At 67.7% G+C, this 11440-nt stretch carries 12 protein-coding genes and 1 other RNA gene; 3 read left to right on the top strand and 10 right to left on the bottom strand.

Annotation, left to right across the window (positions count from 1 at the left end; translation table 11 throughout):
• Nucleotides 1–13: 13 nt before the first annotated feature.
• Together rnhA and ACAM57_RS17855 are read right to left on the bottom strand one after the other, a co-directional pair.
• Nucleotides 14–463, bottom strand: coding sequence for a ribonuclease HI (gene rnhA, locus ACAM57_RS17850; RefSeq protein WP_126019079.1), 450 nt, complete (start codon nt 461–463; stop codon nt 14–16).
• Between the two features lie 40 nt (nt 464–503).
• Complete coding sequence (locus ACAM57_RS17855) at nt 504–1262, bottom strand: class I SAM-dependent methyltransferase (protein WP_369662450.1); 759 nt, start codon at nt 1260–1262, stop codon at nt 504–506.
• 19 nt (nt 1263–1281) lie between these two features.
• On the opposite strand from ACAM57_RS17855, the gene gloB reads away from it, so the two are divergent.
• On the top strand, nt 1282–2070 hold the full coding sequence (gene gloB, locus ACAM57_RS17860; RefSeq protein ID WP_369658351.1) for a hydroxyacylglutathione hydrolase: 789 nt from the start codon (nt 1282–1284) through the stop codon (nt 2068–2070).
• Nucleotides 2067–3695 (top strand): transglycosylase SLT domain-containing protein, encoded by a 1629-nt coding sequence (locus ACAM57_RS17865; protein WP_126019075.1) that lies wholly within the window; start codon nt 2067–2069, stop codon nt 3693–3695. Before gloB ends, ACAM57_RS17865 begins: the two co-directional genes overlap by 4 nt.
• Before the next feature lie 19 nt (nt 3696–3714).
• Here ACAM57_RS17865 and ACAM57_RS17870 read toward each other — a convergent pair whose 3' ends face one another.
• From ACAM57_RS17870 to dnaX, 8 genes are all read right to left on the bottom strand, one after another.
• Nucleotides 3715–4905, bottom strand: coding sequence for a low temperature requirement protein A (locus tag ACAM57_RS17870; protein ID WP_126019072.1), 1191 nt, complete (start codon nt 4903–4905; stop codon nt 3715–3717).
• Between the two features lie 70 nt (nt 4906–4975).
• Complete coding sequence (locus ACAM57_RS17875) at nt 4976–5812, bottom strand: ABC transporter permease (RefSeq protein WP_019653029.1); 837 nt, start codon at nt 5810–5812, stop codon at nt 4976–4978.
• Nucleotides 5812–6627: an ABC transporter ATP-binding protein gene (locus tag ACAM57_RS17880; protein ID WP_369658352.1), complete on the bottom strand. Its 816-nt coding sequence runs from the start codon at nt 6625–6627 to the stop codon at nt 5812–5814. Before ACAM57_RS17880 ends, ACAM57_RS17875 begins: the two co-directional genes overlap by 1 nt.
• A gap of 45 nt (nt 6628–6672) precedes the next feature.
• On the bottom strand, nt 6673–7710 hold the full coding sequence (locus ACAM57_RS17885; protein WP_126019066.1) for an ABC transporter substrate-binding protein: 1038 nt from the start codon (nt 7708–7710) through the stop codon (nt 6673–6675).
• A 177-nt stretch (nt 7711–7887) separates the two neighbouring features.
• Complete coding sequence (locus ACAM57_RS17890) at nt 7888–8280, bottom strand: MAPEG family protein (RefSeq protein ID WP_369658353.1); 393 nt, start codon at nt 8278–8280, stop codon at nt 7888–7890.
• Between the two features lie 11 nt (nt 8281–8291).
• On the bottom strand, nt 8292–8882 hold the full coding sequence (gene recR / locus ACAM57_RS17895; protein WP_184638442.1) for a recombination mediator RecR: 591 nt from the start codon (nt 8880–8882) through the stop codon (nt 8292–8294).
• A gap of 17 nt (nt 8883–8899) precedes the next feature.
• The gene (locus ACAM57_RS17900; RefSeq protein ID WP_012747441.1) at nt 8900–9232 is read right to left on the bottom strand and encodes a YbaB/EbfC family nucleoid-associated protein; all 333 of its coding nucleotides are present in this window, start codon (nt 9230–9232) and stop codon (nt 8900–8902) included.
• Between the two features lie 55 nt (nt 9233–9287).
• On the bottom strand, nt 9288–11159 hold the full coding sequence (gene dnaX / locus ACAM57_RS17905) for a DNA polymerase III subunit gamma/tau (RefSeq protein WP_369658354.1): 1872 nt from the start codon (nt 11157–11159) through the stop codon (nt 9288–9290).
• A gap of 162 nt (nt 11160–11321) precedes the next feature.
• Between dnaX and ffs the strand changes: the two genes are divergently transcribed.
• Nucleotides 11322–11418, top strand: an RNA gene (gene ffs / locus ACAM57_RS17910) — signal recognition particle sRNA small type.
• Nucleotides 11419–11440 lie beyond the last annotated feature (22 nt).

Here is an 11440-nt window from a genome sequence, read left to right on the forward strand (position 1 = left end):
AGCGGGCCCGGGGTCAGATCCGGCCCAGCGCCTTGTCCACGCCCTTGTTGGCCAGCATGTCCGCGCGCTCGTTGCCCGGATCGCCCGAGTGGCCCTTGACCCAGCGCCACTCGATCTGGTGGCCGCCTTCGTTCACCAGCGCGTCGAGCCGCTTCCATAGTTCGACGTTCTTCACCGGCTCCTTGCTCGCGGTGACCCAGCCCTTGGCCTTCCAGCCGCGGATCCATTCGGTGATGCCCTTGCGCACGTACTGGCTGTCGAGGTAGAGCAGCACCTTGCAGGGCCGCTTGAGCGCGGCCAGGCCTTCGATGACGGCGGTCAGCTCCATGCGGTTGTTGGTGGTGTTGAGTTCGCCGCCGAACAGGTCCTTCTCGCTGGTGCCGGACTTGAGCCACGCGCCCCAGCCGCCGGGCCCGGGATTACCCTTGCATGCGCCATCGGTATAGATCACGACTTCGTTCAAGCTGACGTTTCCTTCTTCTTCATTCGATTCCAATCGATCTTCATTTCTTCCAATTCTTGCCGGGCCCGTCGCGATGCACCTTGCCGGCGATGGGCACCGGGGCCGTGGCGCGGGCACCGGCGCGGCGCCAGTCGGCGCTCAGCAGGCGCATGCCGCGCACCCGCTTCACCGCGACCAGGAAGTAGGCCGCGCCGAAGATCGGCCACCAGCGCTCGCCGACGGAGTCCATCCAGCGCAGGCGCTCCAGCCAGGCCTCGCTGCGCACCGCCGGCCGGTAGATGCCGAAGCGGCCCGACTCCACCTCGAAGCTCAGCAGGCGCAGCCAGTCGCGCATGCGCCAGTAGCCGATGAACTCGCCGCCCTCGGGCAGGTAGAGATCGCCGATGCCCAGCCTGCGGTAGACATGTGCGCGGCGCTGCCGCATGCCCCAGAGGCTGGTCGGGTTGAGCCCGCAGATGACCACGCGGCCCTCGGGCACCAGCACCCGCTCGACCTCGCGCAGCGTGGCGTGCGGGTCGGGGCTCAGTTCGAGCGCGTGCGGCAGCACCACCAGGTCGAGGCTGTTGGCCGCGAAAGGCAACGCAGCGAAGTCCGTGAGCAGCGTCGCCTTGCCGCCGCGGGCCGGGTCGTCGAGAGCCAGCCAGCGGTGCGGCATGCGGTTGGCGCGCAGGCCATCGACCTCGGCGGCGCCCAGCTGGAGCGCGTGATAGCCGAATACATCGGCCACCGCCTGATCGAACTGGGCCTGCTCCCAAGCCAGCAGGTACCGCCCCGGGGGGGTCGCGAACCAATCCTGCAAACCTATAATTTGACCGCTCATGACCCTTGTTCCGCTGCCCGCTTTCGCCGACAACTACATCTGGATGCTGCACGACGGGTCCCACGCCATCGTGGTGGATCCGGGCGATGCCCAACCGGTGTTCGACGCGTTGGCGCGCGACAAGCTGCGGCTGGCCGCGATTCTAGTCACGCACCACCATCCCGATCACACGGGCGGCGTGGCCGCATTGCATGCGGCCACCGGGGCAAAGGTATGGGGCCCCGCGCGCGAGCGCATTCCCGAGCCCTTCGCGCCGCTGGCGCAAGGCGACATTGCCGAGGCCCTCGGGCTGCGCTTCGAGGTCATCGACGTGCCGGGCCATACAGCAGGGCACATCGCCTACTTCCTGCCCGCCGGGCAGGCCTCGCGCGAAGACGCGCCGCTGCTCTTCTGCGGCGACACGCTCTTCTCCGGCGGCTGCGGGCGCCTCTTCGAGGGCACGCCCTCGCAGATGCTGGCCTCGCTCGACGCGCTCGCCGCCTTGCCCGGCGACACGCGCGTGTGCTGCGCCCACGAGTACACACTTTCTAACCTGCGTTTCGCGCAGGCGGTGGAACCGGCCAACGCCGAGCTGACTCACTACAACGCGCGCTGCGAGAGCCTGCGCGCGAAGGGGCAGCCCACGCTGCCGTCGCAACTGGCGGTCGAACGCCAGGTCAACCCCTTTCTTCGCAGCCGCGAAGCCACTGTCCTTAGAGCGGTGCGTGCCCACGCCGAGCTGGCTGCCGATGCAGCCGAGGCCGACGTGTTCGCGGCACTGCGCCAATGGAAAAACGACTTCCGATGAAACTGATCGCTGCCACCTGCCTTGCAGGTTCACTGGTGCTCGCCGGCTGCGCGAACACGAACGACAACAGCACCTCGTCTTCCTCCTCTTCCCCCTCCTCGTCGGCGCGTGCCGGCGGCACCGGCTCCAAGGTCGCCGGCAGCGCGGCCCCCGTCTATCCGCGCGACGCGCTCTCCCCGCTGACCAGCGGCCAGGCCCACTCGCAGAGCGTCGTCACGCTCGCACCGCCGGTCGACATGTGGGACCGCATCCGCCGCGGCTTCAAGATGCCGGACCTCGACAACGACCTCGTGCGCGACCGCGAGCAGTGGTACGCCAGCAGGCCCGACTACATCCAGCGCATGACGGAGCGCTCGAACAAGTACATCTTCCACATCGTCGAGGAGCTCGAGCGCCGCAACATGCCGACCGAGCTGGCGCTGCTGCCCTACATCGAGAGCGCGTTCAACCCGCAGGCCATCTCCAGCGCCCGCGCCGCGGGCATGTGGCAGTTCATGCCGGCCACCGGCAACGACTTCGACCTGAAGCAGAACATCTTCCGCGACGACCGCCGCGACGTGGTGGCCTCCACCCGCGCAGCGCTCGACTACCTGCAGAAGCTCTACGGCATGTTCGGCGACTGGCAGCTCGCGCTGGCCGCCTACAACTGGGGTGAAGGCAGCGTGAGCCGCGCCATCGCCAAGAACCAGCGCCTGGGCCTGCCCACCACCTACAGCGACCTCACCATGCCCGCCGAGACGCGCATGTACGTGCCCAAGCTGCAGGCGGTGAAGAACATCGTGGCGAATCCGCAGGCCTTCAACACCGAGCTGCCGCTGATCGCCAACCACCCCTACTTCCAGACCGTCACGCTCACGCGCGACCTCGACGTCGAGCTCGCCGCCAAGCTGGCCGACGTGCGGCTCGAAGACTTCCGCGCGTTGAACCCCGCAGCCCACAAGCCGGTGCTGATCGCCGCCGGCACGCCGCAGATCCTGCTGCCCTGGGACAACGCCGCCGTGTTCCAGCGCAACTTCGACGCCTACTCGCAGGGCCAGTACGCCAGCTGGACCGCCTGGGTCGTGCCCAACACCATGACGGTGGCCGACGCCGCCCAGCGCTCGGGCATGAGCGAGAACGACCTGCGCTCCATCAACAACATCCCGCCGCGGATGCTCATCAAGGCCGGCTCGACGCTGATCGTGCCGCGCGGCGCCCGTGTGAAGGAAGACGTGGCGGCGGTGGTGGCCGATGGCGGCCACCTGAGCTTCCAGCCCGAGATCGTCACGCGCCGCACGACGGTGAAGGCCGGACGCGCCGACAACGTCGCGAGCATCGCGCGCCGCTACAACCTCAAGCCCGCCAGCGTGGCCGAGTGGAACGACGTGAAGCCGAACCACGCGTTCAAGCGCGGCTACAGCGTGGTGGTGTACCTGCCCGTTCGCGCAACGGTGGCTGCCCGCGCCGGCACCGGCATCCGCGCAACCTCGCATGCAGCAGCGCCCGCCCCGGCCCGCCGCGGCGGCGCGCCTTCCAAGTCTGCAGCCCCGCGTGGCGCCGGCAGCGTGGTCAAGGTGCCTGCGAGCAGCAAGCAGCAGGTCGTGCGCGAGAAGCGCGGCGGCACGCCCTCCAAGAAGAAGCGCTGAGAAGCAGGCTGACGGAGGCTCAGTGGGCCTTTGCGGCCTGCTGTGCCCTGCGTCGCACGATAGCCTCCATCGCGGCGACCCCGATCATGATGGCGGTGGTGAGCGTTCCCACCACCAGCACCGTCAGGTGCGAGGCGAACACCGCGAGCACCGCCAGGAAGCCCAGCCCGAAGAGATGCGACTGCGGCAGGAAGCCGCGCACCACGCGCTTGAAGAGCGCATTGCCGAACAGGTAGATCGCCGGGCCGCCGATCAGCGCGCCCAGGTACTTGAGCTCGGCGTGGTGCGAGCCCTCGCCGATCGTCAGCTCGTCCGCCACGGCGCACACGATGATGCCGGCCACCAGGATCACGTGCGTGTAGTGGAACTTCGCGCCGATGGCGCCCGGGTCCTGCGCATGCTCGATGACGTGCGTGGCTTCCCTGGCGCTGGTGTCGAAGTACATCCACCACATCGCCAGGCTGCCCGCGAAGCCCACGAGCAGCGCGAACAGGTCGACGCCATGCCATTCGACGTGGTGCCCGAAGGCGATGCCGGTGGCCAGCACCGACTCGCCCAGCGCGACGATCACGAAGAGCTGGCAGCGCTCGGCAAGGTGGCCGCCGTCGATGGTCCAGTCGCTGGTCAGCGAACGGCCCAGGCCCGGAAAGCGCAGGCCGATCATCGGCGCGATGTACTCGCACAGCACGCCGCCGAACCACAACGCAAGGCGCGCCTGCCCTTCGGCGAAGCCGCCGGCGATCCAGAACACGCCGGCCACGCAGTTCCAGGCCAGCAGGCGGCGGAAGTTGGGCGTGAGCGGATCGTTCGGGCCGATGGCGATCAGCATGCAGAAGGTGCGCCCCGCCTGGATGCCCACGAAGCACAGCGCGAACACCAGCCCGCGCTCGGAGAAGGCGCCTGGCAGCGCCGAGGCCATCACCATCGCCAGCAGCATGATCGCGAAGAGCACGCCGCGGATGCGCAGCGTGCCAGGGTTGAACCAGTTGGTGGTCCAGGCCGTGTACTGCCAGCCCAGCCAGACGGCGAACCACATGACCAGCGTCTGCAGCGCCCCCATCAGCGTGAGGTGGTCGAGCAGGTAGTGGGAAAGCTGCGTGACGGAGAAGGCGTAGACCAGGTCGAAGAACAGCTCTTCGTTGGAGACCCGTGCCGCCTCGCTGCGCGAGCGCAGGGTCGTGGCCCGCTTGTGGTTGTTGTCGTGGCTCATTGTTCGTTTACCCCCATGAATCGTTGCGGCGCCCTGCGGGTGCCGCGCGCGATCATCGCACGGGGCCGAACTAGAGCTTCTCGGTCTCGCCCGTCTTCGGCTGCCACTTCATCAGGCGCCTTTCGATGACCCCGACGATCCCGTCCAGCGCCAGCGCGAAGGCCGTGAGCACCACGATGCCGGCGAACACGGTGTTGACGTCGAAGGTGCCCTCGGCCTGCAGGATCAGGTAGCCCACGCCGCGCGCCGAGCCCAGGTATTCGCCCACCACCGCGCCCACGAAGGCCAGCCCCACCGAGGTGTGCAGGCTGGAGAACACCCAGCTGGTCGCGCTCGGCAGGTACACGGTGCGCAGCAGTTGCCGCTGGTTGGCACCCAGCATCTTCGCGTTGGCCAGCACCACCGGGCTCACCTCGCGCACGCCCTGGTAGACGTTGAAGAACACGATGAAGAACACCAGCGTCACCGCCAGCGCCACCTTGCTCCAGATGCCCAGCCCGAACCACAGCGCGAAGATGGGCGCGAGGATCACGCGCGGCATCGAGTTGGCGGCCTTGATGTACGGATCGAGAATCAGGCTCGCCGTGGGCGCGAGCGCCAGCCACAGCCCGCAGGCCAGCCCGAGCACGGTGCCGATGCCGAAGGCCAGCACCGTCTCCAGCAGCGTGGTGCCCAGGTGCTGGTAGATGTCGGCGTTGCCCTTCAGTCCTTCGGGAAAGAGTGCGTTGGCCGGAACCTCGAACGGCAGGAACCAGCTCCAGATGCGCCCCGCAACCTGGATAGGCTCGCCGAGGAAGAAGGCGATCTGCTGATTGCGCGAGGCGACATGCCACGCCACCAGGATCAGCGCCAGCAACGCCAGCTGCCAGAAGCGCGCATTGCGTTCGTTCAGACCGGGCCGTGCCATCACGCGGCCTTCCTGAGCTGCTGCGCATAGCCCTTGAGCACCTCGTCGCGCAGCACCTCCCAGATCTGGGTGTGCAGCTCGACGAAGCGCGGCTGCGTTCGCACCTCGGCCACGTCGCGCGGACGCGGAAGATCGATGGCGAATTCGCCGATGGGATGCGTGGCCGGGCCGGCCGACAGCACCACTACGCGATCGCTCATCGCGATGGCCTCGTCGAGGTCGTGTGTGATGAAGAGCACCGCCTTCTTCTTCGCGCTCCAGAGCTCGAGCACCTCGTTCTCCATGAGTTGGCGCGTCTGGATGTCGAGCGCGCTGAAGGGCTCGTCCATGAGGATGATGTCGGGGTCGAGCACCAGCGTCTGCGCCAGCGCCACGCGCTTGCGCATGCCGCCGGAGAGCTGGTGCGGGTATCGGTCGCCGAAGCCCGAGAGGCCCACGCGCGAGAGCCATGCCCCGGCCTGCTCGCGCGCCTGCGCCTCGGGCACGCCGCGGTATTGCAGGCCCACCATCACGTTGTCGATGGCGCTGCGCCACGGCATCAGCGCCTCCGACTGGAACATGTAGCCCGCGCGCGCGTTGATGCCCGAGAGCGCCTGGCCGAAGACCTTCACCGTGCCCGAGGAAGGCTGCAGCAGCCCGGCGCCCACGTTCAGCAGCGTCGACTTGCCGCAGCCCGTGGGACCGACCACCGAGACGAACTCCCCGGCCTTCACGCGCAGCGTGGTGTCGGCTACCGCCGTGTAGCGCTGGCCAGGATCGTCCTTCGACAGAAAGGTGCAGCTGATGGAGAGGAGTTCGAGTGCGTGTTCGGACATGGCAGAAAAAACCCGGCCTGAGCCGGGTCGCGGGACATGCGGCGGTCAGGCTTTGAACCTGTCCTTGGCGCGCCTTGCAAAATCGTTGGTGTAGGTCCTGGCGAGGTCGATCTTGTCGGCCTTCACGGTGGTGTCGAAGCTCGCGATCGCGTTCAGCGCGGTCTTGGGGCCGTCGGTGGGTACGAGGCCATCGGTGGCGATCGACTCGCGCACCTTGTCGAAAGAAGCCAGGTACAACGCGCGGTCGCCGAGCAGGTAGGTCTCGGGCACCGTCTTGATGATGTCGCCCGGCCCAGCCGTCTGCAGCCACTTGAGCCCATGCACGATCGCGTTCGCCAGCGCCTGGCAGGTGTTGGGATTCTTCTGGACGAAGTCGGACGACGCATAGAGGCAGGCCGCCGGCATCGTGCCGCCGAACACCTGCTGCGTGCCCTTGAGCGTGCGCGTGTCGCTGATGATCTTCACGTCGCCCTTCTGCTCCAGCATCGTCATCACCGGGTCGGTGTTGCTGATGGCGTCGATCTGGCCCGAGCGCAGCGCGGTGAGCGCGCCGGCCGCCACGCCCACGCCGATGTAGCTCACGTCGCTGGCCTTGAGCCCGCCGCGCGACAGCACGAGGTTGGCCACCATGTTGGTCGACGAGCCCGGTGCCGAGACGCCGATCTTCTTCCCCTTGAGATCCTGGATGCCGGTGTAGCCGGCCATGTTCTTGGTCGACACGCCCACCGCGATCTGTGGTGCGCGCCCCTGCAGCACGAAGGCCTGGAAGAACTGGTTCTTGGCCTGCAGGTTGATGGTGTGCTCGTAGGCGCCCGAGCACACGTCGGCCGATCCGCCCACCACTGCCTGCAGCGCGCGCGCGCCGCCGGCGAAATCGGAAATCTCCACGTCGAGCCCTTCGGCCTTGAAGTAGCCGAGCTGCTCGGAGATGGTGAGCGGCAGGTAGTAGAACGCCGCCTTGCCACCCACCGCGATGGAGATCTTCGTCTTCTCCAGTTTGGCCTGCTGCGCAAAGACACGCGGCAACGCGATGGTTGCGGCGGCGATGGCGGAAGCAGAAATGAGGGTACGGCGATGAAGCATGAAAACTGGCCTGGAACTGTTGCCTGAAGCTGTTGCCTGAACTGTTGCTTCTGGGCTCTGTGATTCGTAAGAAACTGAATCGAGCTTAGGGGCCGCAACAGGCAACTGCATCGGGGTCATCCCGTGCGGGTTTCCACGTAAGCATGAAGGCCTCGCAGAGAAGCCTTCGCCGGGGCTTCAGCGAGCCAGAAAAAGTATCGCGATATTGACCAGAAACGCGAGCGCCCAGACAGCGCTGCGCAGGCTTCCGATGCCCCTGATGTAGAGCGCGAGATAGATCACGCGCAACACCACGTAGGCCATCGCGAGCATGTCGAGGCGCGCCTGCGCCGCGCCGAGCTGGTGCGCGATGATCACCGCGCCGATGAAGAGTGGCAGGCCCTCGAAGCTGTTGGCCTGCGCGCTGTTGGCGCGAGCGCGCCAGCCGCTCTGCTTCGCGGCCCATTCGCGCGGATGCTGGTTGTCGCGCGGTGCAAAGCTGCCGGCCTTGGCGATCCATGCCGCGACATACGGCAACACGCAAGCAACGAGCACACACCAGTAGGCGACTGTGAGCAGCGAGAAAGTCATGTGCGGTTGCCCTACCTGCGATCCACCAGCGCGTGCGCGATGGTGCCGAGATCGACGTACTCGAGCTCGCTGCCGGCCGGCACGCCGCGCGCGAGGCGCGTCACCTTCAGGCCGCGCTGCTTCAGCCCTTCACCGATCACATGCGCGGTGGCCTCGCCTTCGGCCGTGAAGTTGGTGGCGAGGATGACCTCGCTCACCGTGCCGTCGCGCGCGCGGTCGAAGAGTTTCTGCAGCCCGATGTCCTTCGGCCCGACGCCGTCGAGCGGACTGAGCTTGCCCATCAGCACGAAGTAATAGCCGCGGAAGGCGCCGGTGCGTTCCAGCGCGGCCTGGTCGGCCGGCGTCTCGACCACGCAGAGCTTCGTCGGGTCGCGCCGCGTGTCGAGGCAGACACTGCAGATCGGCGCTTCCGTGAAGGTGTTGCAGCGCTCGCAATGCCGCACCTGTCCCGCTGCCTGCTGCAGGGCGCGCGCGAGCAGTTGCGCTCCCTCGCGGTCGTGCTGCAGCAGGTGGAACGCCATGCGCGAGGCCGACTTGACGCCGACACCGGGCAGGCGGCGCAGCGCTTCGACCAAGGCGTCGAGCGAACTGGCGTCTGCCATCTATTCCGGCCGCCGGCTCAGAACGGCAGCTTCATGCCGGGGGGGAGACCGGGCATGCCGGCCGTGAGCTTGCCCATCTTCTGCTCGCTGGTTTCCTCCGCCTTGCGCACGGCGGCGTTGAAGGCGGCGGCCACGAGGTCTTCGAGCATGTCCTTGTCGTCCGCCAGCAGGCTGGGGTCGATGGTGATGCGCTTGACGTCGTGCTTGCAGGTCATGACGACCTTGACGAGGCCGGCGCCGGATTCGCCTTCGACCTCGATGGTGGCGAGCTCTTCCTGGGCCTTCTTGAGGTTGTCCTGCATTGCCTGCGCCTGCTTCATGAGGCCGGCCAGTTGTCCTTTGTTGAACATCGTTGGTCCTGATCTGTCGGTTGGAAAGTGGGTGAAGGATACGGGAGACGCGAACTCAGGCCGGCTTGAGCGTGCCGGGGACGATCTTCGCGTCGAAATCGCGCATCAGCGCCTGGACTTCGGGGTCGCTCATGATGGCTTCCTCGGCCAGGCGCTGGCGCTCGTCGGCCGCCTGCTTGTTGCGGCGCGCGGGGCTGTCGATCACGCCGCCGACCTCGATGGCGAGCTTGACGTTGTGGCCGGCGCCGTTCAGCGCCGCGGTGAGCTTCTCGCGGGCGGACGGCTGGTTGAGCGTTTCGCGCTCGATGCGCAGCAGCCACTGGTCGGTGTCGCGGCCGACAAGCTGCGACTGCAGGGCGAGCTCGCGCGCCAGCGCGGTGATGGCCTCGGCAGCGACCAGCTGGGTGACAGTGGCGTACCAGAAGTCGCCGTCCTCGCTGGTCGGAATCGGCGTGAAAGCGCTGCGCGGTTCGTCGGGGCGCGGGGTGTCGCGGGCGCTCGGAGGCGGCTGCACTCGGATAGGCACGCCGACGACCTTGGCGGGAGCATCGCCGTTGGCGCCGCCGGAACGAGGCTCGGCCTGCCGGGGCTCGTCGACCACTGCGAGGCGGTGGCCTGCGGGAACCGGAGTGGCGGCCTGGACCGCAGGTGCCGGGACCGGGGCCTGCACGGCCGCCGCGGGCGCATCGACTGGCGGGCGAGCCACTGGGGCGGGAGCCTGAGCAGGCGGAACCGCACGCACCGGAGCCTGCGTCGCCGCGGCCTCGGCTTCATTCAGAGTTTTTTTTTCCGGGGTAGCCGTCGAAGCGGCCGCGCTGGAAGGCTTGAAGGCCAGCAGCCGCAGCAGCACCATGGTCAGCGCGGCGTACTCGTCGGGAGCCAGCCCCAGCTCGCCACGCCCGTGCAGGCACAGGCTGTAGAGCAGCTGGGTTTCGTCTGCGGGCATCAGCGCAGCGAGGCGCGCAGTGTCGGCCGCGTCGGGGTCGGTGGCGGCGTCGGCCGCTTCAGCGCGCGAGGGCACGGCCTGCAGCACCGCCATGGCCTGCAGCACGGCCGTCATTTCTTCCAGCGTGGAGGCGGCGGACATGCCGTCGACGCGCAACGCCTCGGAAGTTTCGACCACCGTCTTGCCGTCGCCCTGGGCCAGCGCCTCGATCAGGCGGAACACATGGCCGCGATCGACGCTGCCGAGCATCTGGCGCACGCCGGCTTCCACCAGCTCGCCGTTGCCGAACGCGATCGCCTGGTCGGTGAGCGAGAGCGCATCTCGCATCGAGCCGCGCGCCGCGCGCGCCAGCAGGCGCAGCGCCTGCGGCTCGGCCGGCACGCTTTCGGTCTGCAGCACGGCGGTGAGGTGCTCGAGCACCGTCTCGGGCGCCATCGGCCGCAGGTTGAACTGCAGGCAGCGCGACAGCACGGTCACCGGCACCTTCTGCGGATCGGTGGTCGCCAGCACGAACTTGAGGTACTCGGGCGGCTCCTCGAGCGTCTTGAGCATCGCGTTGAACGCGGTGTTCGTGAGCATGTGCACTTCGTCGATCATGAAGACCTTGAAGCGCCCCTGCACTGGCTTGTAGACCGCCTGTTCGAGCAGCGACTGCACCTCGTCCACGCCGCGGTTGGAGGCCGCGTCGAGCTCGGTGTAGTCCACGAAGCGGCCCGCATCGATATCGCGGCAGGCCTGGCAGACACCACACGGCGTGGCCGTGATGCCGCCCTGCCCGTCCGGCCCCTGGCAGTTCAGCGACTTCGCCAGAATCCGCGAAACCGTGGTCTTGCCGACACCCCGGGTGCCGGTGAAGAGATAAGCGTGGTGCAGGCGCTGCGTCGTCAGCGCGTTCTCGAGCGCCTGAACCACATGCCCCTGGCCGACCATCTCACCGAAGGTTTTCGGACGGAACTTGCGGGCGAGCACGAGATAAGACATTGCGGGCATTCTAAAAGGCGCGGAGCCCCCATCCCGATACTGGGGCAGGGCTTTCGTGGGACACCGAGGAACCGGCTTTGCCGGTCCTCCGGTGTCGCCCCCAGCAGGGGGTTGGCGAAGCGACACGAAGTGCGCGCAGCCTGGGGGGTTACAATAATCCCTGACGGGCCTCCCTGCATGGTGAAGTGGCCAACCGGGTCAGGTGGGGAACCAAGCAGCCCTAACTGCGTAGTCAGTGCCAGGGGTAAGGCTCGTCAACCTCTTCAGCGGTTTCGTTTCAT

Source organism: Variovorax sp. V15, from assembly GCF_041154425.1.
GTDB lineage: Bacteria > Pseudomonadota > Gammaproteobacteria > Burkholderiales > Burkholderiaceae_C > Variovorax > Variovorax guangxiensis.